27 protein-coding genes are annotated in these 23,520 nt (G+C 36.2%); 1 reads left to right on the top strand and 26 read right to left on the bottom strand.

Annotation, left to right across the window (positions count from 1 at the left end):
* Positions 1–2 precede the first annotated feature (2 nt).
* The 17 genes from ACGG81_RS02150 to ACGG81_RS02070 all read right to left on the bottom strand — a co-directional run bounded on the left by ACGG81_RS02150 (position 3) and on the right by ACGG81_RS02070 (position 13,662).
* Entirely contained in the window at positions 3–1,004 is a 1,002-nt protein-coding gene (locus tag ACGG81_RS02150) for a S8 family serine peptidase (protein ID WP_390109301.1), read from the bottom strand.
* Entirely contained in the window at positions 1,001–2,683 is a 1,683-nt protein-coding gene (locus ACGG81_RS02145) for an ABC transporter ATP-binding protein (RefSeq protein ID WP_390109298.1), read from the bottom strand. Before ACGG81_RS02145 ends, ACGG81_RS02150 begins: the two co-directional genes overlap by 4 nt.
* The gene (locus tag ACGG81_RS02140; protein ID WP_390109294.1) at positions 2,673–3,836 is read right to left on the bottom strand and encodes a radical SAM protein; all 1,164 of its coding nucleotides are present in this window, start codon (positions 3,834–3,836) and stop codon (positions 2,673–2,675) included. Before ACGG81_RS02140 ends, ACGG81_RS02145 begins: the two co-directional genes overlap by 11 nt.
* Before the next feature lie 46 nt (positions 3,837–3,882).
* Positions 3,883–4,776: a zinc dependent phospholipase C family protein gene (locus tag ACGG81_RS02135; protein WP_390109291.1), complete on the bottom strand. Its 894-nt coding sequence runs from the start codon at positions 4,774–4,776 to the stop codon at positions 3,883–3,885.
* Positions 4,777–4,970: 194 nt separating this feature from the next.
* On the bottom strand, positions 4,971–6,308 hold the full coding sequence (locus ACGG81_RS02130; protein WP_390109288.1) for a sensor histidine kinase: 1,338 nt from the start codon (positions 6,306–6,308) through the stop codon (positions 4,971–4,973).
* 1 nt (position 6,309) lies between these two features.
* The gene (locus tag ACGG81_RS02125) at positions 6,310–7,020 is read right to left on the bottom strand and encodes a LytR/AlgR family response regulator transcription factor (protein WP_390109285.1); all 711 of its coding nucleotides are present in this window, start codon (positions 7,018–7,020) and stop codon (positions 6,310–6,312) included.
* Positions 6,998–7,360 carry a helix-turn-helix domain-containing protein gene (locus tag ACGG81_RS02120; protein ID WP_390109282.1) on the bottom strand — a complete coding sequence of 121 codons (363 nt, stop codon included), beginning with the start codon at positions 7,358–7,360 and terminating at the stop codon, positions 6,998–7,000. The genes ACGG81_RS02125 and ACGG81_RS02120 overlap by 23 nt, the downstream gene beginning before the upstream one ends.
* 113 nt (positions 7,361–7,473) lie before the next feature.
* The gene (locus tag ACGG81_RS02115; RefSeq protein ID WP_390109279.1) at positions 7,474–8,520 is read right to left on the bottom strand and encodes a radical SAM protein; all 1,047 of its coding nucleotides are present in this window, start codon (positions 8,518–8,520) and stop codon (positions 7,474–7,476) included.
* A gap of 63 nt (positions 8,521–8,583) precedes the next feature.
* Entirely contained in the window at positions 8,584–8,739 is a 156-nt protein-coding gene (locus ACGG81_RS02110) for a pseudouridine synthase (protein WP_390109276.1), read from the bottom strand.
* Positions 8,740–8,842: 103 nt separating this feature from the next.
* Positions 8,843–9,577, bottom strand: a complete 735-nt coding sequence (locus ACGG81_RS02105; RefSeq protein ID WP_390109272.1) for a LytR/AlgR family response regulator transcription factor — start codon at positions 9,575–9,577, stop codon at positions 8,843–8,845.
* A 1-nt stretch (position 9,578) separates the two neighbouring features.
* Positions 9,579–9,761 carry a hypothetical protein gene (locus tag ACGG81_RS02100; protein WP_390109270.1) on the bottom strand — a complete coding sequence of 61 codons (183 nt, stop codon included), beginning with the start codon at positions 9,759–9,761 and terminating at the stop codon, positions 9,579–9,581.
* Between the two features lie 231 nt (positions 9,762–9,992).
* Complete coding sequence (locus ACGG81_RS02095; RefSeq protein WP_390109267.1) at positions 9,993–10,790, bottom strand: HAD-IIB family hydrolase; 798 nt, start codon at positions 10,788–10,790, stop codon at positions 9,993–9,995.
* Between the two features lie 18 nt (positions 10,791–10,808).
* Positions 10,809–11,207 (bottom strand): NUDIX domain-containing protein, encoded by a 399-nt coding sequence (locus ACGG81_RS02090; RefSeq protein ID WP_390109264.1) that lies wholly within the window; start codon positions 11,205–11,207, stop codon positions 10,809–10,811.
* Positions 11,208–11,223: 16 nt separating this feature from the next.
* Positions 11,224–11,898, bottom strand: a complete 675-nt coding sequence (locus ACGG81_RS02085; protein WP_390109262.1) for a hypothetical protein — start codon at positions 11,896–11,898, stop codon at positions 11,224–11,226.
* On the bottom strand, positions 11,870–12,487 hold the full coding sequence (locus ACGG81_RS02080; RefSeq protein WP_390109259.1) for a YitT family protein: 618 nt from the start codon (positions 12,485–12,487) through the stop codon (positions 11,870–11,872). Before ACGG81_RS02080 ends, ACGG81_RS02085 begins: the two co-directional genes overlap by 29 nt.
* A 543-nt stretch (positions 12,488–13,030) precedes the next feature.
* Positions 13,031–13,219, bottom strand: coding sequence for a helix-turn-helix domain-containing protein (locus ACGG81_RS02075; RefSeq protein WP_390109256.1), 189 nt, complete (start codon positions 13,217–13,219; stop codon positions 13,031–13,033).
* Positions 13,216–13,662, bottom strand: coding sequence for a sigma-70 family RNA polymerase sigma factor (locus tag ACGG81_RS02070; protein WP_390109254.1), 447 nt, complete (start codon positions 13,660–13,662; stop codon positions 13,216–13,218). Before ACGG81_RS02070 ends, ACGG81_RS02075 begins: the two co-directional genes overlap by 4 nt.
* A 396-nt stretch (positions 13,663–14,058) precedes the next feature.
* On the opposite strand from ACGG81_RS02070, the gene ACGG81_RS02065 reads away from it, so the two are divergent.
* Positions 14,059–14,409 (top strand): helix-turn-helix domain-containing protein, encoded by a 351-nt coding sequence (locus ACGG81_RS02065; protein ID WP_294463298.1) that lies wholly within the window; start codon positions 14,059–14,061, stop codon positions 14,407–14,409.
* 140 nt (positions 14,410–14,549) lie between these two features.
* On the opposite strand, the gene ACGG81_RS02060 is transcribed toward ACGG81_RS02065, so the two are convergent.
* The 9 genes from ACGG81_RS02060 to ACGG81_RS02020 form a co-directional block, all read right to left on the bottom strand.
* Positions 14,550–14,924 carry a stage III sporulation protein AF gene (locus ACGG81_RS02060; RefSeq protein WP_294463299.1) on the bottom strand — a complete coding sequence of 125 codons (375 nt, stop codon included), beginning with the start codon at positions 14,922–14,924 and terminating at the stop codon, positions 14,550–14,552.
* 15 nt (positions 14,925–14,939) lie between these two features.
* The gene (locus tag ACGG81_RS02055) at positions 14,940–15,860 is read right to left on the bottom strand and encodes a ParM/StbA family protein (RefSeq protein ID WP_294463300.1); all 921 of its coding nucleotides are present in this window, start codon (positions 15,858–15,860) and stop codon (positions 14,940–14,942) included.
* Positions 15,861–16,323: 463 nt separating this feature from the next.
* Positions 16,324–16,743, bottom strand: coding sequence for a hypothetical protein (locus ACGG81_RS02050; RefSeq protein WP_294463301.1), 420 nt, complete (start codon positions 16,741–16,743; stop codon positions 16,324–16,326).
* Positions 16,744–16,746: 3 nt separating this feature from the next.
* Complete coding sequence (gene srtB, locus ACGG81_RS02045) at positions 16,747–17,535, bottom strand: class B sortase (protein ID WP_294463303.1); 789 nt, start codon at positions 17,533–17,535, stop codon at positions 16,747–16,749.
* A 46-nt stretch (positions 17,536–17,581) separates the two neighbouring features.
* The gene (locus tag ACGG81_RS02040; RefSeq protein WP_294463305.1) at positions 17,582–18,772 is read right to left on the bottom strand and encodes a CHC2 zinc finger domain-containing protein; all 1,191 of its coding nucleotides are present in this window, start codon (positions 18,770–18,772) and stop codon (positions 17,582–17,584) included.
* 66 nt (positions 18,773–18,838) lie between these two features.
* Complete coding sequence (locus tag ACGG81_RS02035) at positions 18,839–19,771, bottom strand: hypothetical protein (RefSeq protein WP_294463307.1); 933 nt, start codon at positions 19,769–19,771, stop codon at positions 18,839–18,841.
* 88 nt (positions 19,772–19,859) lie between these two features.
* Positions 19,860–22,103 (bottom strand): ATP-dependent RecD-like DNA helicase, encoded by a 2,244-nt coding sequence (locus ACGG81_RS02030; protein ID WP_390109247.1) that lies wholly within the window; start codon positions 22,101–22,103, stop codon positions 19,860–19,862.
* A complete protein-coding gene (locus tag ACGG81_RS02025) occupies positions 22,081–22,482 on the bottom strand; it encodes a hypothetical protein (RefSeq protein WP_390109244.1) in 402 nt (133 codons plus the stop codon). Before ACGG81_RS02025 ends, ACGG81_RS02030 begins: the two co-directional genes overlap by 23 nt.
* Entirely contained in the window at positions 22,482–23,519 is a 1,038-nt protein-coding gene (locus ACGG81_RS02020) for a lambda-exonuclease family protein (RefSeq protein ID WP_316381615.1), read from the bottom strand. Before ACGG81_RS02020 ends, ACGG81_RS02025 begins: the two co-directional genes overlap by 1 nt.
* Between the last annotated feature and the right edge of the window lies 1 nt (position 23,520).

The raw sequence follows: 23,520 nt of genomic DNA, 5'->3' as shown, positions 1-23,520 counted from the left end.
TCCTAAACTGTAAATTGGTTCAGATTTCTACTTGTTTTCTTCTGGAAATTCAATCTTTCCACCATATTAAATAAGGGATATCGTAAAACAATTTCGGTCTCCGGATGTTCCATGGCATATACCCTGATTCGTTCTTTATACTCACATATTTCCTGATAGTTATTATGATCAATGAAGAGTACCGGATACTGCTCCGCTGTTTTTGTATTTCTCAATTTTTCCATTCCACTTTTAAAAGTATCGCATCTCTCTGTTCTCGTAACTTCCCGTATGAAACGCTGCTCTAAAGGTTCTTCTATACGGTTCGTTAGAAAATAACACTGTTTTTGCTTCAATGTCCGATATGGATAATAGTTATTCAAAGTGTTAAGAGTAAACTGTAAAATTGCCTGTTGATACTGTTTCTCATAGTTACTCAAATAGCCTGTTACTACAGCACAGGCAAGGCTATTTCCTGGATGAAGTACCGGAATTCCTAAATGGTATAAAAAGAAAAGCCTACAAGAAAAAATTACATTATTTTTCTTTTCATCATATTGAAGCACTTGTACAGGGTCCTCCATATCCAGGCATCTTACCCCCATTACAAAAGGGAAGGAAGCTGGATAGGTTGCTTCTGCTTTTTGATTGGAATATGCAGCCACAATCAAAATCCCTTTTTCTGTAGCTGCCCTACACACTTCCTCGATTTCTTTGTGATATTTGTACTCATCTCCCATGCTCATATTGATTATATCTACTTGTTCCTTTATCAGTAATTCAATACCTTCTATCATATCGATAACCGTACTCTTTTTGTTCTTCCTTACAATGGGTACCAGAACAATTTCAGCTTCTGGGTTTTCCTTTAAAATAAAAGAACAGACATATTCCGCATGGGTAAATCCAAAAGCATCTTTACTGTATTCCTGGTCTTTCCACTTGCAGTCTACTTTTACAATTTTCTTATCCCGAAAAAAAGGGTTATCAAAAGATCCATTAGAATCCAACACACCTATCCTCACTTTTCACTCACCTGCCCTATATGTAGCTTTTCCAAATCCACAATAATATCTGCTTCTCGCAATTCTTCCAGATTGTGCGTAGAAAAAATAATAATTTTATCTCTTGATAGCTCATGTAATAATTGATAAAAACGTCCTCTCCGTTTTTCATCGATATTTGCTGTGGCTTCATCAAAAATCAGAATTTGCGAATTTTTCAAAATATTCCTCATAATATCCAAACGTCGCATTTGTCCCTCTGAAAAATTGCATGGATCTATCTCTATCTCAGTATCCCATACCATTTCTAAAGTATGGATTTCATCATACAAATCCAAGCACTTTGCCACTGTATCCATTTCCTCCTCGGAAACAATATGTACTAATCCCATATTCCGTCTTACCGTATCATTGAAGAACTGTGTACGCTGCATAACATATCCTGTATTTTCCCAATAACTGTTAATGTCTAATTCCTGCAAATCTGTGTCGTTCACGATCACTTTTCCTTCTGTCGGTTGATACACACCTGTTATAATTTTAAACAGAGTGCTTTTACCTTGTCCACTTTTCCCATGAACTCCGTAAAGAATGCCTTTTTCAAAGTTCAAATTGAGTCGGTCAAATACCTTCTTATTTGACTCTGGATAAGAAAAACTCAGCGCTTCTAAGGAAATACTGTTAATTGTTGTTACTTTCTTTCCGTTTCCTTGTTTCTGATCCGGATACTGAAGCAGGCCATTGATATCTTTTAAAGAAACTACGGCTGTATGGTACTCATTGGCAAATTGTGCAATTCCTATAATAGGATTCATGATAATCGTCTGGTAATTCATCAAAGCCATAATAGTACCTATGGTCATATTCCCTTTAAATACTTCTTGTGCACCGACTACCCAAATTATGACTGTTCCTATAAACTGAATCACAAGTATCGTAGATGTATTCAATATGTACAACAAATTCTGGCGATTCGTCTCTTTTTTATATTTCTGATTTTTCTCAAAGTACCTATCATGCAAATATTGCCCACATTGAAAGAGTCTCGTAATAAACCAATTATCATAGGTGTTTGTCAGAACATTGGTGATACTGTTATATCCTTCCAGAACTTGACCACTGGTTTCCTGTATCAATTTCCCAAGGATTCTGCTGATAAAAGGAACGCTGACAAGTAAGATAATATTGGATACGGCAATTCCCTTATGGATAGAAAACATATATGGAGGAACCACTACCAGGATAACAATATTGGAAACCAGTGTGATAATACTTGTGATTCCACATTGTTTCACTGCTGAAACATCTTTGTCCACTTTCAGTAAAATATCACTTAGCTTTATCTTCTCAAAAAAATTCACGCTTACTGTTGATAATTTATCTTCTACCTTTTGTCGCATATCTGCTGCTATCTCTTCCGATATAATAGCTACGACATAACGCTGTGCATAATTCATAAGGTAGTTCAGCAGCAACATTCCCAGAAACACCGCCAGTAAGAGCATAAACGCAGATAAACTGGTACCCTGCGGATTTCCCAAATCATCTATCACTTTTCCCTGTAGCTCCGGGCGTACCAAAGAAACCCCCGCTGTTAGCACAATCATTGCTATTGTTAAAATGTAGGAAGGAAGTAACTTTTTCTTAAACGCATACTCTTTTAAAAATCCAAGATACGGACGTCCTTCTTTACTTTTCATCCCTTAACCTCTTGGCAATCTTATCTCCGAACTCACTGAATTTTAAATGTTCCTCCTGGATATAGTCCACATACATTCCTAATTTTTCTCTAACTATTTCAATCGGCTGCTGTAAATAATACTCAAGAATCTGCACCATTGCCTTATAAAAAATATGTTCAAAAATACACTCTGCATCCGATGGTACATTAATCTTCCCTGTATTGATAAAATTCATATATCCACATTTCATACCATGACAAAAATCTCGAATTGTGCATCCCTTACATTTCGGATCGCTTTTATCAAAGTTAGACATTGCTATTAATTTTGCCTTCCTTATATCAACGCCTTCTTTGATATTTCCTATACAATATTTTTCATTGCTTGTAAGAAATCCGCATGGGTATATCTGACCATTCGGAAATATCTTGAAATTCCCAATTCCTGCATCACACATACCAAAGCAGTTTCCAAAATTGCACAGCATATTAAACAGTTTTCCATCGAATTGGTCTATAGTAAAGCTTCTATCTACTGCTGCCTCCGCCAAATAATACTCCGATATTACTGCTACCTGTTTTTCAAACTCCATTTTCAATTTATCTGACATTTTTAAATACACGTCCATAATCATACAAATGTTGTCCAGACCATGTTCATGTAAATAACAGACATTTTCAAACATGTGAGGAATTGTATTTTCTGTCACAGTCATTCTCACAGAAAAATTCAATCCACTGTCTTTTACTTTCATAATATTTTCAAAAATTTTATCGTAGTAAGATATACCGTCTTTTGCCACTCTATTCAAATCATGGGTTTCCTTATTTCCATCAAAGCTAAACCGTATCGTAAATTGATTTTCTTTCATAAAATCAATAAATACATCATCCATCAAAGAACAGTTGGTCGTAATATAATATTTCACTTCTCTCTCCGGATAAAAATTCTTAATATACTCTACCGCCTGATGAATCAAATTCTTTTTCAGCAAAGGCTCCCCACCTAAAAAATCAATTAAAACTTTACCTTTATTTCCATAATTCATCATAAACTCCAAAGAGTCTACCAACTTTTTCTCATTTAATTGATAATGGTTATGATAGTCTTCATAACAATACTGGCATTTGAAGTTGCAATCGGTTGTCATATACAATGTAAAACTATACATATCTATTTCTCCTTTTTGTTTAATACAAATAATTTAAAACTATTTTCTATAATTTTCTATATATCTTGTTTATTTTATCGCTTTTAATGTCTAATGTTAAAAGGAGACTTGATATTAACTTCTTAATATCAAGTCTCCTTAAATACCACCAATAAATACCGACTTCTTTTCCAAACTTATACATATATTGTGTTACCGTTTGTATTGCATGCTGAATGGACTGCCTTGCTACACTCTCATACATACTTTCATTCTGGGCACTTCCTACAAGACTCTTTGCCTGTTTTGCTGCTGAATACATCAGATCGCCTGTAGAAGTATTTAGCGCAGTTGTGTATACGGACTCGCTAAATAAATTTCCTGCTATTGTATAAGATTTTCGGTTTTTATCAACATATTTTTCAAAAGCGGAATGATTGCTATTGACTGCCGTCAAGTTTGATGCATGGTGAGGTTCATTTAAGTCTGATACATAATGTATACCCTTTCCTAAATTTGACATCGCCAACTGTACATCTCCTGAGCGATATGCATCTACTGCAGACTTAAAATAAGATTCCACTCTTGTTCTTGCAGTTGGCGAAGTTTGTCCAAGCCAATTTTTCCCTGAGTCAGGATCATAAAAATGCCCTGCAAAAGTTCCTGTGTCTGTTTCATTCCCCAACTTATCCGGCCAATCAGTTGCTTCCATAAGAATAGATGAATTTAATTCACCATTAAATGTGCTATTGCCCCTATCATTGCTAAGAATTATAAGAGCATTTGCTACAATATACTTGTGTGTATGGTCTGCTCCACCGGATGAAAACCTTTCATCTGGATTTGTTCCATGTTCAATGGGAACACCTTCCCCGTAGATGTCATCAGAACCATTTGCGATATCTTGCACTTTTGTTGGAAGTTCTGGTTGTTCTGCTGCCATAACTGGCATCGTTACCATTAAAACTCCTACTGATACCATAGTAATAAAAAGTTTGATTTTTTTCGCATACCCATGCCTCCTCTTCTTTTTCTTTTTCTATATCTTATCTCTTAATAGAAAAGAAGAAATAAAAATTACTTAAATTGTCCCTTTTCCTTCCTATCTAGATGCAAAAAAGTGATATTTACCTTCCGTAAATACCACTTTTATTTCTACACTTCGATAGGAATAATCACAGATACAGAAAACATGCCATCTACTACATGAAATGATACCTCTCCACCATAATCTTTCACGACACTTTTAATGTTCTTTACTCCAAATCCATGATTCTTTTTATCTTCTTTTGATGTTTCTAATGTTACATTATCTTTTAGAAGTTCCGCTTGAGATTCTCTTAAAGTATTTTCACATATAATTGATAAAAATCCCTTTAATTGCCTTGCTTTTAGTTGTATTAAACATTCTACCTCTGAATCTTCCTCTTTCATAAGTTGACATTCTCGTAAAGCATTATCCACTGTATTGGAAACAATTACACACAAATCTTCATTCTTTATTCTTCTAAAAACTGAAAAATCTGCAAATACCTTGAATTCAATTTTTTTATCCAGAGCCTCTAACCTTTTTGCATGCAAAACATTATCGATAAAAGTATTTCCAGTTTTATAATAGCTTTGATAAATACTCAGTTTACGTTCAATACCATCAATATAATCCATCTTCTGGTAATAATCAATATTTCCCCTTAACGCCTCCAAATGATTCTTAATATCATGAGAAAGTTTTCGTATATTTTCCATGTCATTGGACTGTTTAACGTAGTAGTCATACTGCATACTTATTTCACTAATCTGCAATTTCTTTTCATTCTCAATCTTTTTAACATTCAAATAGTTTTCTAAGACTACAATGTTACATATTGTTCCCATGAACATAAAAATACAAACGCCCATAATCGTAACCATTGACCACATATTATCCACTATCATTTCTTTTTCATAATACAGTTGATCTGCGCATATTGCCATCACTATAATATTAATAAATAGTGGTACAATAATTGTAGCTATATGTATTCCAGAAAAAAGTAAGGGAATTTTTCTTACTATTCTTTTTATAACTAAACTTCCAACAGCAATAACTATTTCAGCAATTAAAATCATACATACTTGATAACTGTCTGGAAGATCTGCCAATATTGCGTTACTACTATATCTATAGAAAAAAATGCAACTTAATAACTGACCTAATAGAACAATTGATAAGAAAACGCTTCCAATTAGCAGGCAGTATTTTATGCTACGTTGAAATAAAAAATGGCCTATAATCATGACAATAAAAATAATTGTTATATAGTTGTAAACAATGTGTAATGATACATTGTTTAGCATTATTCTTATTGTAGCTAAACTTCCAATGCACAAAATGTATGAATACCAATTTTTCTGCTTGTTACCGAGGTTTGGCTTAGGATCGATCAATAAATATGCAATCAAAAGAATATTGAATATAGAAAATATATCTTTTATTATAATCTGTCCATACACTTTACACCCAACCTCCCCGTTCTGCCACCTTTTTCATAAGTTTCTGTTTTCTCGAACAGGTAATATATATTTTATTCCCAGAATAAAGCGTAAGCGTAAGATTATGTAATGATTTAATACAATCCACATTCACAATAATACCATTGTGACAACGTACAAAGAAAAATGGTTCTAATCGTTCTTCCAGATCTCTCATTTTAAAATATCCAGCTTCCTGATTGCCATTTCGCAAATGAAATACTACTTTTCGATTTACTGTTTCAATATATTCTATATCTGATAGAAACAGCTTAAAATAACCCTTTTCACTTTTTACTGCAATATACCTCTGCTCGTATGTATTGAGTTTTCTAAGTGCCTTATTCATTTCGCAGTTTATTTGTACTTGCGTAATCGGTTTTGTAATAAAATTCTGGACATCATACGTATATCCAACTCCCAGAAATTCATTATGCGAAGAAACAAACAAGACTACGGAGTTTTCATCATGCCTTCGTATAACATCTACCAATTCTAACCCATCCATGGCAGGCATTTCAATATCTAAAAAGAAAATTTGGAATTCTTCCTTTAATGCTTCCATTAATTGCAATGGTTTTGTATACTTTTTTATCAAAAAGTCCTGTCCATTTTTCTCTGCATAGGTTTTTAACATTTTTTCAATTGCATCTATAAAGCATTTTTCATCATCACATATTGCTATTTTTATCACTTTTCTCACCTGTCTGTCTTTTCAACATATTTTCTGCTTGCGTTTCATTTAATCTTCTTCCAAGCACAATTAGCGTAGTTCTATTTTCTTCGTCCAACTGCTTATATATTTCCCACATCTCCTCTCCTTTCGTAGAAAACAAATCACTTTTTTCTCCACGGATAAGGAAATCAACCGGAACCTGGAATATATCTGCCAATTTTATCAACAAACTGCTTGGAATATTTTCAACATCTGACTTTTCGATTCTACTAATCGTCTGTTGACTGGTTCCTAGCCTTTCGCTAAGTTCTCTTTGAGAAATTCCCAATTCCTTGCGTTTTTGTTTGATTACATTCATCTTTACCACCACACACATCTTATTCTTTTCAAAGCAAGCACTTATAAATCAAGTATTTTGTAATAAAAATAGCACATTTTTACTTATTTTTCTAGTTTTTCTTCAATCTTATTTTAAAAAAATTTTTTCCATAAATTTATTTTCTTCTGTTCGAAATAACACATATCTGGATTGTGTTCATTAATGTTCTCGCTATAAAACAGATTATTCATAATACACTTTTGACTCTGGCATCTTTGATTTATGCTACATCCTGAACACATTTCGTCTTTTAGAGCTAATTCACGATAAACCTTAATCTTTTTTACAGAAAGCCCTTTTTCTACATCCCCCAGGCATCCACTAGGCTTCAAATTAGCTGCACAACCATATATTTTACCATCTGTCTTAACATATATCTGTATCAATCCTACCCCACAAAACCCTGAACTCTTTACCATTTCCCCATATTTCATCAAATCTAATGCTGGTGCCCATAAAAATTCCCTTCCTATCTTCTTCTCCTTCATGTAATAACCTAAAATACTTTCCCACTCCTCAATTAACTTGTCTAACTGCTCATGTGTCCAGCTATGGGAAACATCTATAGAGGAATCTACAATTCTAAAGTGAAGATTTTCTACTAAATGCTTAACAGATTTAACTGCTTCCCAATAATTATTTTGAGTTATCACATGGGCTGCCTGAATATATTGCCCGCTTTTTTCTTCATATTCTTTGAAGTAACACATATTTTCCATTATACTTTGATAACTTCCCATATTCGAACTTATTTTCCGGTTTCTGTCATGTGTTTCTTTGTTTCCATCTATACTTAATTTTAAATGAAATCTATACTTAGCCAACCAATCTAGTATACTTTTGTCTATGATAGTACCATTGGTTGTGACAGAATAAGAAACCGTTACATTTCTTTTCTTTGCTTCTCTCTCTATATATTCCACTAAGTTCTGTAACAATTGAAAACTAAGGAAAGCCTCCCCGCCTACAAAATCAACCCATAATCTTCTATCCCTATGTTTTTCTACATTCAAAAAAGCAATCTCCAGACCTTTATGAGCTGTCTCTTCTGTCATTTTCTGATTTGTTTTCTCACCCAGATAACAATAATCACATCGTAAATTACATATCTGATTTACTTCTAAAGTAATTGTATACATTTCTTTCCTCCAAAAAAGAAACCGCACAACCTATCCTCTCTGATAGGTATGCGGTTCTTTGACTCAGCTTGCTGCGTTGATATAGGAGCCTGGAAACGGCCATGGACAATCTGTTAAACATCTCTGTGTTCTTTCAGTACACCCAGAATAGCTTTCGATTTCTTCTTCCGTTAAGTTCACCTCTTTTTGAAATTCTTCTTCTGTCTTATTTTTTTGCATATTTGTTACTCCTTTCATTTCAGTAAGTATGAAAAAACTATACCTTGTTTTTTCTCAGATAACAATATTCTATGTTTAAATTGTCACTTTTTTAGTATAAATTTCAATTTAGCTGATTTCCTACATATATAGCAAAGGTTTTCATAAATTCCTCCTTTTTGTATTTGCTCACCGGAATTTCTTTTATCTTCTGGTTTTTGTATTTAATGAACACATTGTCATTTTGAAATCCTTCTACATAATCAAAATTCACTATATAACTATTATGACACCGAAAAAATAGTTTTTTACTCAGCCGTTTTTCCAATTCTCCTACTCTTTGGTTACTTTGTACCTCTCCAGATGTTGTGTGTAATATTGATAATTTATTCCTTGTCTGTATATAAATTATATCGGAAATCTGTAACGTAATCAATCCATCCTGGCATTTTAAAAACAGCTTTTCTTCTGCACGCACCAGTTTCCTTTGATACACTTTATCCAATATATTTTCTATTTTCTTATAGAATAACGGTTTTGCCAAAAAATCCTCTGCTGCTACTTCAAAACCTTTTCCTGCATTAGAAATTGTATAATATGATGTGCAAAATACAATAGATACATTTTCGTCCATACGCCGTATCCGTTCTGCTGTTTCAAAACCATCTAATTCTGGCATAGAAACGTCCAGAAAAATAATATCGAATTTTCCCTTTTGAAAATTTAACAATAGTTGTGATCCACTTCCGTATGAAATACTTTTAACCTCTAAGTTGTTTTCTTCTCCATATCTTTCTAGATGATTTTCCATTTTCTTATTGAAATCTATGATGTCGTCACACAAACCTACTTTAATCAACCTATTCCCTGCCTTTCTCATGTATCAATAATCGTTGAACCAAAATGTCTATTGTTAATTTGTTTTCTTCGCACAACTCTCTATACTGCTTTAATAATATCCATTCTTTCTCCGTTATATCCTGTTTCTCATCATGATTTCTTTTTTCCCTGTCAAAACTCGTTTTGTTCCGTTCTGTTCCCATGAATACATCCTCCTTATTTTTTAATAATAAATGTCCTTAATTATACTAGTCTAGTTTTCTTGTATAGATTGCCATTTTTATTGCCTACTTGGTAATTACTTTAAGCAAATTTAAACTTAGTTTAAAATCATTCGCAAAAGAGCGTAACGATTATATCGCTACGCCTCTTTCTATCATCTTATTCTAATATAGAGCTAACAGTAACTCTGTCCGTTTTCCTTACTAAAACTCTTATTTTCTCATTTCTAATTCTCTTAAATATTTACATATATCTTCTATTTTCTTCACTAAACTTTCTGGTGTATTATCAAATACTTGCATAACTGCCTCATCAGACAATTCTTTATTCGAAGAACAAACCGCCACTCCTATATCCGCATGCTTTATCATTTCTATATCATTCGTGTCATTCCCAAATGCTATAACTCTTTTTCTATTTTGGCTCAGTTTAAGTTCTTGTAGCATTTTCCATTTTGAACAGTTCAATGGAACTATATCTACTGTTTTATCTGTATGCTGGTAAATTCTTATCCTTCCACCAATACTCTCTATCTTCTTCAATTCATCTGACCTAACTGGTTGGACAATACCAATTTTATACACATTGGACTTTATCTCACTTAGTTCGTGAATTATTTTTTCTCCTTCTGCCTCTTGTTTTAATAATGTCAAAAAATCATGTTCAACACCAGCTGGGATAAACAATTCATTTCCCATATCTAAATAAAACGGGATACTGCTTTTATTTAAAAAACATACTATTCTTTCATACTCTCCTTTTGATATTACCCCCGCTGAAAAAAACTTACCATCTACAACTGCAAACGCTCCATTACATAAAATCAACGGAAATTTTAGTAATTGGATGGGCAGCACTTCCTTTACACCTCTCAAGGATCTCGAAGTTGCAAAAACTACTTTTTCTCCCTTATTATGTAACACTCGTAATGCTTGACAAATTAGTGGATTTATCTTTTCATTATCCATAATTATCGTTCCATCTAAGTCAAAAACAAATAAATTATCCATAGCACTATTGTCTCCTAATTAAATCAATTCCCTTTTTATGAGTTGGGGGAGAACAAATTTCTCCAAAATAGATCCCACTTTTATCCCCTTCTCTTTATAATTTTTATCGATCCAACAAAATTCTTTTATTTCATTTTGTACGTTTATTTCTCCCTCCACCTCACACAAATATACTTTCATGGCAATGGGAATATTCTCAAAAATTGCTATGTCTCTATATTCCCCTAAGTACTCCGTTTTGATAATTTTAAGATTGACCTCTTCTTGCATTTCACGCTGTAATGTTTCCAAATCAGTTTCTCCGGATTCTCTTTTTCCTCCAGGAATAATAAACTCCAGAAAATTCTCTTTTGTTTTTTTACGAACAACCAATACCTTTTTATCTTTAATAACTATGCCACCAACTTTATCTATCATAAATATGTACCTCTCCTTATTTTAATAGACACAATTTTTCCTCTATATATGTATCACAAATGGATAGTCTTTCATTCAAATATTCCTTTATGGCGTTTTCTTCTGCTTTATTAAATGTGTTACTAAATAAACACGTATCTTCCATTGATTGTATAGAAATCCCGTTATCTAGTAATCTATATTTTACCTCTTTTGCAGAGCTGACTTCTGCCAATATAGTTCTATATTCTATTCCATATTTTTTATATAATTCTCTAAATATTTTTATAGCTACACCATTTTGCTCTGGAAAATCATTTTGATATTTTACACTACCATCAGCTACTATATGTATATCATTTTTGATACAATAAATAATGGACTCTATATGCATCGCTAACCTACATCCCAAACAAATCATATTTGTTTTATATTTTGCAAAATCGTTTTCTATATTAGCTAAAGCCAGTTTCCGAAAGAGTCCCCTATGCGATAACTCCTGTAATAAAATATTCTCTTCCCCCATCAAATTCTTTAATTCTTGGAATCTAATCCTATGTAATCCATTAGAAATGTTTGCCCCATGATTATAATGTAATAAATGCACTCTATATCCGTCTTTCCTTAACAGTAAGGAAACTAAACTACAATCAATTCCACCCGAAAATAAAACGGCTACATCTTTATTTTTTTTCTCTTGTAATATATCCATAATTCTTGTCTTTCCTTTCTTTTATCATGTCTAAAAATTTTTGAATTAGAACGCCTGATGAAAAAGTAACAATAATTGTTCCTACACCTATCGGTCCTTTTAATCCTAATGCTATTATCAGAAAAAAAACTTCCATACACGTTTTTCCAATCCAAATACTTGTCTTCATTAAATTGCTTATGTTCAGCATTAACTGATCTATTGGTCCCCTAGATAACTCCGCTGATATATATAAGGCTATCCCGAAAGTATTTATTAACATACCAATTATTAAGAAAAAGAGTCGCCATAAACTTGTATAAGGAATATATATAATCAATTTCATCCATAAGTCGATACACATTCCTACAATTAGACTCGTTAAAAACGAAAAAAAACTTGGTATTCTTTTCTCTATAATCGAATTGATCAAAATTATGAGAATCCCTAATCCCATACAACACGTTCCCGTTGAAAAATGTATATTTTCAGATAATCCCATACACAGTGCATCAAACGCAGCCACCCCCAACTCACTTTTTAGCATAAGTACAGTCCCCAGACCCATAAATAATAGACCTGTCAAATATTTTAATAATCTATTTTTCATTTTCCTCCACTATAATATTTTCTTTTATCAATAAGTTATATACTATAACCACCTCTTTAGGTTTCAGTCTCTAGATATACTCTTCCGCTTGCCTTCCCTTGATTTGATATTCATACCATCTAAATTTTAAAATTTTTTATCTGTTTATGATATCAAATAGCAATATATACGAGCTAATCTTTTCACTTTTTATTTTTTAGATAACTACATGCCAAAAATCTAATACTAGAACAATCAGCGTAATGTATAACTCAATTTCCTTGCCATTACACTGCTACACGGTTTCTCTATTTTATTGTTAATTCTTGTTCTATAGTATTACCGATTTTTCCAAATATGGGTTATCCCTTCTGTTGAGTCATCATAAAATCCCCCCTTTATTTTTTATATTAAGTAGTAGTATAGTAATCGTCTACTATTCTTGTCTCGATTGCACTTTTTATTCCCTAATTGGTAAATATAATCATATAATCCGTCTACTGAAAATAGTAGAATATGCTAAAGAAGCGTAACGATTATACCGCTACGCCTCTTTCTATCATCCTATTCTACATCCCTAAAGTACCGTATGCACTTCAGCAATTCTGCTGTCAGCTCCTGATAAAGATCCTCATCAAAAATCCCTTCCACCAAAGCGTTTTTAATCAAAAGTGGGCGGTACATTTCAAATATTTCTAAGATGGCATCCTTATTCCCCTGTCTCGCTCGATACAACAATTCAGTAAAATTCATGCCTTTTTTCCTCCCATTCTTTTCCGTATTTTCCGAATAGCCCAATAATAGCCACCCTTACATCTTTCTTCAGGCATCTGATTTAAAATGCTCATTTCTTTAAATGTACGTTCTTCAAATACATGCTGATAGATTAATTTCCGTTCCTCCTCTTGCAACGAAAGCAATGCCTCCATAAGATTTATATCTGTCATTTCATTCCATTCTGGATAAATTCCCTGTGCTTCTTCCATAAGCAGCTGTTCCTTTCTCTCCAGTTCCAGCCTTTCTTCTGGAGAAATATCCGTATCTGTAAATTCTTTATCTTCCAGATTTTCCTCTGCAAATAATATTTTCTGTTGCTTTTCCAGATACCGGAGTCTTCTTCCCCGTATAGATGCCAGTAAGTAAGCAGTAAAATAATTTCTTGTCTTAGAACCACTGTATTTTTGTTCTTCTTTCATTTTCTACCTCCAAAATTTGAAAATCCATAAGTTTCCAAATTTCAGAGGTGGAGATCTGCATCTATGAAGGATATTTTTATTTTGGTAAAAGAAAACGCCGAACCACATTTCTTCTGGCTCGACATCTTTCTTAATCCATGCACTATCCTGCATGGTTACTTCATAGATTAACGCATATTCTGCATGTAAATAACCCTTTGGACACCCCTGTAAAAGCAAGATTTTTTTGACGAATCATTACACAGATGCCTTCTCTTTACTTGCAGCATGGATGTTCCTCCTTTGTAGGTTCTCCAGCACCACAATTCACATTATATTGCATATCTTCATGTACTATAATGCGTTTCTCTTACTACCAATCTACGATAAAATAAAACAATAAGTGAGGTGATGCGGATGCTGATGGATACCGTCAAGAAAAAATTAGGCTATATGGTAAAAAGCGAAAGAGAACGACTCGGTCTGTCACAATCAGGACTTGCAGAACAGGCCGGTGTTTCTACCCGGACCATTTCTGATATTGAAACCTGTAATGGCAATCCGGAACTCGCAACTTTAATCCCTATCGCTCAGTATCTGAAGATTTCAATTGATGCCGTTGTTCAGGATGACCGAAAAGAAACGGACACTACTACATATCAGATTATGAAAGAATTGCAAAACTGCTCTGAAGATGAGAGACAAATTGCCCTGCGTACCTTACGTGGGCTTCTTTCTGCATTAAAAGAAAAGGATCAACCTGATTAAACCTTTTTCTGACAATATCTGACTTTTGATTATACGGATGGAATCTGTGAGGAACCTGTGCGGAATCTGTGGGATTCCTGTATATTGCCATAAAGTGCAATAAAAAAGAAGCATCAGCCGAAATGCTTCTTTTTTATTTACTATCTGTTTCTGAATGCACTCATTGCTTCTCTAACACTTTTAGCAACTTCAGGTGCAAGGACAGATCCAGATACCATCTTTTTTTCTATGATATTTTCCTGTTCTTCATTCTGAGCATTCGCCGGATTTACAGGATAGCTCTGCATAGCCTTTGCCACCTCCTGCTTTATCAATTCCAGCATCATAATCTGCAAAGCTTCTTGATTCAATACAGTCCCTTCTTCAGTTCTGCCACCATCTATATGGGAAACTACTGCTGAAGCAATTAAATCAGCTTTATCCTTTACAGAATTTAAAATCTCTACTGCTCGTACATGAGACGGTTTCGTTTTATCAAATCCAAGCGTGAACTTATAGGGGTTCTTTTTCTCCACATTTATCACACTCCCCTACATAATCTGAAACAACCTGTCATATCCTTTGGCATTCGCACAAATATCATCAATAAAAACATATTTCCCCAAACGATCCGATTGTTCCAAAAAGTGATGTAATAATTTTGCTCCACCTCCAATAAATACTGTATAAGCTGATTTTGTATCAATTCCTCTTTCTCGGATGCTGTTCAGTAAATCCTTTACAAAATCTTCCACCATATTCTCTGTTAAATGCACTACCGCCTCCTCATAAAACTCGGTATTTCCCTGAAGAATACTATCAATATCACTTTCTTCTAACAAAATATCATATTCACTATTAATGCCCGAAATAATTTTGTTGTACATGGTAATCACTCCTTTTTCCAAGGAGTCACAGGCCTCCATGTCCGGGTTTCCTTTCCTCATCAGAAGATAGTCTGTAGTAAATCCTCCGATGTCAATTCCCACTACTTTGGGAATTGGCTGCAGTTTCTCAATCATCGTCATCATAGCTGCATAATCTTGCGGAAATGCCATCACTTCACCAATCGTTATATGATATTCGTTGGAACAATAAGTCACCTTATGAATCCGACTTCCACCCTTAAAATAAGTTTCATACTTCTCGCAAAGTTCCGCATAGTGTTTTGGAGGCAAACCTATGGACAAATCCACCTGAATGACATCATCCGACTGAATTTGTGAATTTCCTTCCAATTCTTTTACAATAGCAAACAAGGTAAGTATAAAAAATCTATTATCCTGTGTTTTATCCCTTTGATACGGAATTCTATTCTCACTTAAAATATAATATTTTTCCTCGTAGATCATAAACTTCTCACCTCTGGCAGGCTTTTTATCCTGAATAATTAGTCCAGTAGTAAATACCTGACTGCATGTTTTCATATTCCGATTCCCATGATCCACCGCAATTCGTACTTTTTTAATCATAAGGCTTATCTCCTTTTCTTTATTTTATCCTATACTTCTCTTGTACGCAGAGCCTCCGTACAGCGCAACTTTTTCCACAAAAAATATCCTGTCTGTAGCATTTTTTCCACAGACAGGAACTTCCTTCTCCTACTCAATTCTATATTCAGGATAAAAATCCTTCTTCATCAAAATCCAGGACATCTGTCCAACGGATTCCCAAGTTTCATACGGCATCTCCATGTATCGCAACACGTCTTTTAGTCCCGGACCACCTTTTTCTACCTTCATACAAAACGCATAGCACTTTGGATAGGTAAGCATCCTTCTCTGTAAGTGGTTGGTTCTTCTTCCTGATTGACACTAAAACAGCAATACATACAGCCGATTCTTTGTTCTCCTGTAAGATAGTAATATCCTTATGCTTATTTGTGGATTTCCTTATACACGCTACAAATTCCAAGCGGATAAGAGGTACTCTCTCCTATAAAAGCTTGATCTGTTCTGCTTTTTGAGGCAAAATCTTTTTAAACAGTTCCATATAGCGTTCATATCCAGCTGAAATCAATGGACCACGAAATGATGTTTCCGACCATAGCATCAGTTCTTCTTCCTCTGAATAATACGGTGTATTACTAACCGTGAATTTTCCGCCAGAATAATTGGGGGTACTGATTTTCAAAAAATCCTGTGTATCCTGCTTTGTCGATACCAGTGGCAAACCATTCATTTTTCGCACAAAAAAAGCCTCTACCACATCGGGTAAGAAGCCTTTCTTTAAATAAGCCTTTGCTCTGCCAAATGTTTTGGTTAAGCACTCCAGCCGTAGTTCTCTTTCCTTTTCACTGCAGGTTGTATCCAACACAACCTCTGCCAATACCTTTGCATATTCAAAATCTAACATCTGTTATTCCTCCATTTTTATTTTCTGTTTTAGTTTTCCATGTACTAAATAGCGGTAATCCTTTCGGGTATTTACACAAGTTGATAAGGTTACTATCTGATTCTCCCTGGTAACGGTCGTCCCCGTGTCATACATAGCACTTCTTTGCAATGTTTCCAGAAAAACTTCATAGTCCTCAGAATCAGCAAAAGCATACGTATATGCTGGATGATCCGTTGGTGCTTCATAACAGGAAAAGATCTGATACTCATAAACATACCCCGGCACATACATATAAAAACAAGGATAGTTTTGATAAAGCGACTGTTCCTGATACTGATCCAGGGTTCCAAACATGCTCCCCTCCTTCATATTATGTCCATAAATAATGGAATTTCTGTCTGATAAATCCTCCTGATTGTGAAAGTCCATAAAAATGCTGCCACTTTTATGCTTTTCTCCCGTAATCAGATGATGCAGATAATACTCATTATCCTTCCCTTGGACTACCGGATAACTGATTTCCAAACCAGGAATCTCAATCCATGCAATGATATCTGGATTAATTTCTTCCAGCTTGTTAAAATCCACTTGTAGAAATCCCTGTTCTGCATTCTCCTCTGGTATTTCCCCCGGAACTTCTACTGAGGGCAGTTCTTGCTTCTCTATCTTCTGCGTAAATTCTTCCATCTGCTCGTAAACTTTTTGGCTTTCCTGATAATTCAAATAAATTTGCAGCATCCTTCCTGCTGCGAATAAAAAAATAGCAGTTGCGGCAAGCATGAATATGCCATAAATTTTCTTTTGTTTCATTGAGTTCTCCTTTTTCATAAGACCAGATAGATATCCCTGTTCCTATTCACTCCGCATTTTTCAATGCATAGTAATAATCATCAATTCCTTTGATCTGCCCATTCCACTCACCATAGGAATCCATATCCCAAACCATCCGGCTCATGGAAATAGATAAGTCGCTGCAGATTTCATACACTTTTCTACAGGCATTTTGTAAAATCTGCCGTTTCTGCATCTTATGCGGACAGTAAAAAGCGGCTGGTTTGCGTTGACAGGTATCACATTTCTTGGACTCTCCATCACAATATACCTTCATTTTTTTATCCATATCATAAGCTTCATATAAGTGCTGCAGATGCTTGCTTTTCAGTGTTTCCAACACTGGCTTTAAATTTCTGTACTGATTCACACCTGCAACGCAAATGAATGTATCTCCCGATAAATAGTGGGCTATCGTACCTTTTAATGCACCTTCTGTTAAATAGATCTTTTCTGCGTCCAGGCTTCCTATGATATGTACCGGACTCCCTGAAGACACTCCGCTCTGGAATTTCACACTGGAAAGCCAGATATATTTCCGTCCCTCCATTACCTGATCCAACCGTATCTGAAATCCTTGGATTTTCCCTTCCATGGATCGAATCGGTATCAAAATCCCAGAGTTTTTAGAAGTAAAATTAATTGTCCATTTCCCATCTTGATCTTCATAAAATCCCGGCACACCTTTTACTGTCTGTCCGGATTCTAACAGTTTTTGTACCATACTTTTAATTCCAAACAACGGTACACTACGATACATCTGTATCTCAATCTGTTCTTTCGTTAACCCTCTTTTTTTAAGATCCTCCTGATGCTTATCATTTAAAGTCAATAACGACAACATCTCCTGATATGTTCTGTCAATGACATCTGCATCCGCCAGCTCAACATTGAGAATTTCTACAGATTCATTTTTTTGAACTACCTGATAATCCGTCCGGTATTCTCCCTTTCCCAGAGCTTCACGAATCTGCCGGTTTGCCTCTGCACTGGAAACACCATGCAGTCTTCCATATAGTTCCAGCATTCCGCCAGAAGCATCACACCGATTACACCGGAACACATTTTTCTGAAGATTGACATTCATTTTCCCTTTTGTTTCTCCACAAAACGGACAATTCACATCCATTGATGAAGAATTTTTATGCCGTATTCTAAGCTGTAGTAAATGCACGACATCTGTAATATCGTAGTTAAAGCCTGACATATCATACAATCTATGTTTCCTCCTTTCTCCCACAGCCGGTAAAGGCTGTGGAAAGAATGATGAACCGGCTATTTGCTATGCCTTTGCAAGAATTACTCTGGCTGCTGCCGGTATGAAATGGTTCTGTCCATGATACTGTTCTGCGAACCATTGCAAACTGGAAGGACTTTCCATTGCAACCTGTCCCATAGTTTTGCCACTGAATTTTCCCTGGCCGGTTACTGCTACCTGTATTGCCTGCTCATAACTCATCCATTTCACCAGTTCTTCCACTGGCATATTGGGATCCAGAGACTGTGGCTCCGATGGTATCTGTTGCATAATTGGTACGGCTCCAGTTGCCGGACTCATTACCGGATTTGTCATCTGTCCTGTACCTGTTGCCCCGCCAATTGTATTTCCATTGGCTTGCGCTTCTTGATAAAACTGTTCCATCATCTGCTGTCCCAGAGTTGCTTGAGGCGAAAATGATGGGTTTGTCCCTGCCGGCTGATTGGGAATCTGCTGCATTCCAGGGGCCGGGGGTTGTGCTGGCATTGCAGCCTGCATCGGTGTTCCCGGATTTACAGGAATTCCTGCATCTACCTGCATCGGATCATTTCCTTCCCCTACATCAGCAAATTGCAGACCATATCCCGCATCTGCCAAAGCTCTCCCAATCGCTGCTGTTTCTGCCATTTCAAGAAATTTATCGCCAAACTGTGTATCTGCTGTGCGAAATTTCTGCGAAAAGGAATTGGCAATATAATTATCTTCCTGATCACACTTATCCAGATAAATTCTGGCTTCTACAACTGCCATATTTTCTGTAAAATGCACAATCCGGCTGATAATCTTACCTGTAGGGTTTACCAGACGGAACCACAGCTTCCGATATTTCACATCCAGATACCGTTGTTCCTCCTGCCCCTCATTAGAAATAACCCTGGCAAGTTCCAGAGGATAAAATCCTTCCACTTTATTCAGTTCTTCTACTGCTTTTGACTTGTTATATAATAATTCGCTCATTGCCTGCTCCTTTCTTTGGAACCAGCAGGACATCCCTTTATAAAGTAATAACCTGCCAATTCTCAACATTGAACCATTTTTCTATTTTTTACACAGCTCTATTACAAACTGTTGTAGGGATCCGTCTGTTTTCCTGTCTCTGATACCGTTCATAATACTGTTGTATTTTTACTGCCAGCATCGTCTTTCTGGTTCCCGTATCATCTGTGTGGATTGCCTGACAAACGGCTTTCCATTCCCCAACAATATAAACTCGCTTTTTTGCCCTAGTGATTCCTGTATAAAAGATGTTCCGCTTCAGCATAGGATAAAAAGCTTTTAACCACGGAATGATGACCACCTGGCACTCGCTTCCTTGGCTTTTGTGTATGGTTATGGCGTTTGCATGTTCCATCATTTCCACCTGCTCTGCCTCATACTTCACCCTGCGGCCATCTGTAAATACAATTTTTACCAAAGGGTTATTGTCCTCATCTTCAGCAATCTGTACCAGTGTACCCAAATCTCCGTTACTGGCAAATTCCGTATTCTTGTTTTGAAGGATTCTGTCACCTTCCCGGAATATCTCACCGCCAAGATGAAGCTCCCTTTTCCCGGATACAGGGGGATTTACCTCATCCTGCAGACTGCGGTTCAATTCTAAGACACCGGCTGCACTTCTCACTTTGTATGGAGAGAGTATCTGTACCTGCTCCATACCATACATCTGGATTTCCTTGAGATAGATCTTCTTAACGATTTGTGCCGCCTCATCTGCTCCTGAACATTCAACCATCTGGAAATCATCCCCCCATTGCAGGTTTGTCTTTCCTTCATTGATAAGTTGAGCATTTATGGGGATATTACTGTCCTTGCCCTGACGATATACCAGATTTAAAACAGTAACCGGTATTTTTCCGCACAGGATAAGCTGCCGGAACACATCCCCAGCTCCTACAGAAGGAAGCTGATGGACATCCCCAACCAAAAGCACCCTGGCTCCTGCCTTTACTTTGTAAAAAAATTCATAGGCAAGGTGCATATCTACCATAGATACCTCATCCGCATTAATAAAATCTGCGGATAGCTCATCCGTAAGTGCTTCATAATCACCGTCACCAAAAAGCCCCAGTGCCATGTGCATAGTAGTTGCATCTCCATTTCCAGTACTCTCTGCCATTCGCCTTGCAGCACGTCCAGTCGGTGCCATCAGTTTGACTTCATTCCCGCATTTTTTCTGATAAATATACAAAATGACCTTCAAAACCGTTGTTTTTCCGGTTCCAGGTCCTCCAGTAATAATGCAGATCGGGTTTGCAAAAACCATACGCACTGCTTCTTTCTGCTGTTCGGATAATGTTATGTTTAAATCCTCCTGTGCTTCCTCCAGTTCCTTTTCAATCGTAAAAACTGGAATTCGCTCATGCAATTTTCTGGCAATCATAGAGGCTGTATCTTCTTCCTCCTGATACTGTTTAGTAATGTAAATTCTATTTTCTTCTACAACGATACTGTCCTGCATTGCCAGACGATACAGCACATTTAAGATCTCTGTTTTCGTCACCGGCTGAAGATCCGGTTCTTTATTCAGAACCTTCAAAGCATCTTTTACCAGTATTTCTTGCTCCAGATATAAATGTCCATTCTGCTTCATGGCTTCCCGCAACACATAGCTGATACAGCCGGAAATACGCATAGGATCATTTGCTGCAGCACAACACTGCCTTGCAATGGCATCCACCGTGAGAAAACCAAATCCTTTAACTGAACAGAGAATGTAGGGCTGCTTACGAATAATCTCTACGGATTGATCCCGAAACTTTTGGAGAATCATATTTGCTTTTTTAGGCGTAACATGAAACGGTGATAAAAAAGTCATCAGTTCCCGGAATACTTTGTTTTTTCCAAAAGAATCCACAATACGGTCTAATTTTTTCTGAGATATCCCCTGAATTTTTAATAATTCTTGTGGATACTTTTCCATCACCTCCAAGGTATCCAGCCCAAAACGATCCACAATCCGTTCTGCAGTTTTGGGACCAATCCCTTTTAAAGAACCACAAGAAAGGTATCCTAAGATACCTTCCCTTGTTCTAGGTACAACTTCCAAAAAAGTTTCTACCTTGTATTGTGTCCCATAGGAACTTGTTTCCCACTCGCCTTCCATCTCGATTTCGATTTCATCCGTAAGAGGTAGATCATATCCTTTGGCAGTAAACGCAATGATTTTTTTGTCTGCCCAAAATTTATCTCTGGCCGAGAGAGGAACCTCAAGGTCCAGCGTGGAAAATAATGCAACCGTATACCCGTTTTCCTCATTTTGAAAAATCTTACGTATATATTTGCATCTCATCTTCTATGCGCCCCCAGTTCTCTACTTTCATTAATTCGCCTGGTTTCATCTTGGAATCATACCAATAAACATCCTTCCCTTTCTCAAATGCTGTCTGAATCTCACTTTTCATTCCCCCACTAATCTGTGAGCCACAAATAATCAATGCTCCACATAAATCCAGCATTAAAAGTCCAATCTGCATTGCAGTCTCACGTTCTTCCGGTATGCGGTCATCCAACATTAACGGAAGATGGGCGTGCGAAGCAAAAGTACGGCAATGATACAGCCGTTTCATCTGCATGAGATAATATTTTGCCAATTCCATATTATGCTGCACTCCCTCTGGATTCCGGGCAGACAGCGGAGAACAGATATATGCCTTTTTTCCTTGTAACATTATGCAACCTCCTTTTTAATCCGGAAAATCCTGCTTTCTGTAGTGCTTGTGTATTCTTCGTAGATATCCGGATGCTGATTTTTCAGCTTCTCCATATTTTCTTTTCCAATCTGGGTGCGTATCGTAGGATTATAAGTAATCCGGTAACGGAAACTCCCATCCTCGATCACTGCCTTACACCCTTGTCCAAGAAGCTCGACAAACGGTACACTCAATGCACGTTGTTCCGCTTCAATCTCCTTTTTTCTCTTTTCCAATTGGGATTTTTCTTCAGATAATTTGAGATATTTTTCAAGACTGCGTGATTCCAAGCTAGATATGCTGATTTCAGGAATTGATTTGTCTGCGTAACCATTATATTTCCGGATACTAGCCAAAATGAGATCTGGCTTTCCGGAATACGGTGGTTCTATTTTCTTCTCCACATATTCCTCCCAGAAGTATTTCTCCTGGTCAATGAGTTCTTCTTCCTCCATTCTATCTCGTTCCAGACACCGGTAAACAAATTCATCTTCATTGTTTCCATAAAGGCAAGCAATATATGCCTTATTCATATTCATGACTGCAAGATAATGACGAACCTGCAAAACATAGTTTTCAGGAATCCCATCATCTGCCCATTTGTCTTTTGCATTGTAATTACAGGTTTTACATTCCAAAATCCCAATGCTGCCATCTGGAAAACGGATAAAGTAATCCACATCCGCTAACATAAACGGATATAGCGGATGCCGGAACATTTTTCGTACAGGGAAAACTTCAAGTCCAGTCTTCTTGGCAAAAATCATGGCAACCAAATCTTCCAGGCGGTGTCCCACTTCTTTCGCTACCCAGTTTTCTTCCTCTTCTTCGATTACTGGCGTAACACCAATTTTATCGAAATACAAATCCCTGATTGTCGCAAATGGGGATAAGCCCATGATTGCCGCTGCATCGCTTCCACCAATACCAAGACGCCGGTAATCCAACCAATCTTCTCGGCTCAAATCTGCTGTATCAACAAGAACTTCCGGCTGATAATTTAATGCTGTATTCATC

It is taken from the genome of Faecalimonas umbilicata (assembly GCF_042846195.1).
Taxonomy (GTDB): domain Bacteria; phylum Bacillota; class Clostridia; order Lachnospirales; family Lachnospiraceae; genus Faecalimonas; species Faecalimonas umbilicata.
Note: the sequence above shows the minus strand (reverse complement) of the source record. Positions and strands in the feature narration are given on the sequence as shown.

Excerpts from the sequence above, each read along its gene's own strand:
- ACGG81_RS02145 (WP_390109298.1), bottom strand. The coding sequence starts at position 2,683 with ATGAAAAGTAAAGAAGGACGTCCGTATCTTGGATTTTTAAAAGAGTAT.
- ACGG81_RS02140 (WP_390109294.1), bottom strand. The coding sequence starts at position 3,836 with ATGTATAGTTTTACATTGTATATGACAACCGATTGCAACTTCAAATGC.
- ACGG81_RS02135 (WP_390109291.1), bottom strand. The coding sequence starts at position 4,776 with ATGGTAACGATGCCAGTTATGGCAGCAGAACAACCAGAACTTCCAACA.
- ACGG81_RS02120 (WP_390109282.1), bottom strand. The coding sequence starts at position 7,360 with ATGAATGTAATCAAACAAAAACGCAAGGAATTGGGAATTTCTCAAAGA.
- ACGG81_RS02115 (WP_390109279.1), bottom strand. The coding sequence starts at position 8,520 with ATGTATACAATTACTTTAGAAGTAAATCAGATATGTAATTTACGATGT.
- ACGG81_RS02110 (WP_390109276.1), bottom strand. The coding sequence starts at position 8,739 with ATGCAAAAAAATAAGACAGAAGAAGAATTTCAAAAAGAGGTGAACTTA.
- ACGG81_RS02100 (WP_390109270.1), bottom strand. The coding sequence starts at position 9,761 with ATGGGAACAGAACGGAACAAAACGAGTTTTGACAGGGAAAAAAGAAAT.
- ACGG81_RS02095 (WP_390109267.1), bottom strand. The coding sequence starts at position 10,790 with ATGGATAATTTATTTGTTTTTGACTTAGATGGAACGATAATTATGGAT.
- ACGG81_RS02090 (WP_390109264.1), bottom strand. The coding sequence starts at position 11,207 with ATGATAGATAAAGTTGGTGGCATAGTTATTAAAGATAAAAAGGTATTG.
- ACGG81_RS02085 (WP_390109262.1), bottom strand. The coding sequence starts at position 11,898 with ATGGATATATTACAAGAGAAAAAAAATAAAGATGTAGCCGTTTTATTT.
- ACGG81_RS02080 (WP_390109259.1), bottom strand. The coding sequence starts at position 12,487 with ATGAAAAATAGATTATTAAAATATTTGACAGGTCTATTATTTATGGGT.
- ACGG81_RS02075 (WP_390109256.1), bottom strand. The coding sequence starts at position 13,219 with ATGAATTTTACTGAATTGTTGTATCGAGCGAGACAGGGGAATAAGGAT.
- ACGG81_RS02070 (WP_390109254.1), bottom strand. The coding sequence starts at position 13,662 with ATGAAAGAAGAACAAAAATACAGTGGTTCTAAGACAAGAAATTATTTT.
- ACGG81_RS02065 (WP_294463298.1), top strand. The coding sequence starts at position 14,059 with ATGCTGATGGATACCGTCAAGAAAAAATTAGGCTATATGGTAAAAAGC.
- ACGG81_RS02055 (WP_294463300.1), bottom strand. The coding sequence starts at position 15,860 with ATGATTAAAAAAGTACGAATTGCGGTGGATCATGGGAATCGGAATATG.
- ACGG81_RS02050 (WP_294463301.1), bottom strand. The coding sequence starts at position 16,743 with ATGTTAGATTTTGAATATGCAAAGGTATTGGCAGAGGTTGTGTTGGAT.
- srtB (WP_294463303.1), bottom strand. The coding sequence starts at position 17,535 with ATGAAACAAAAGAAAATTTATGGCATATTCATGCTTGCCGCAACTGCT.
- ACGG81_RS02035 (WP_294463307.1), bottom strand. The coding sequence starts at position 19,771 with ATGAGCGAATTATTATATAACAAGTCAAAAGCAGTAGAAGAACTGAAT.
- ACGG81_RS02030 (WP_390109247.1), bottom strand. The coding sequence starts at position 22,103 with ATGAGATGCAAATATATACGTAAGATTTTTCAAAATGAGGAAAACGGG.
- ACGG81_RS02025 (WP_390109244.1), bottom strand. The coding sequence starts at position 22,482 with ATGTTACAAGGAAAAAAGGCATATATCTGTTCTCCGCTGTCTGCCCGG.
- ACGG81_RS02020 (WP_316381615.1), bottom strand. The coding sequence starts at position 23,519 with ATGAATACAGCATTAAATTATCAGCCGGAAGTTCTTGTTGATACAGCA.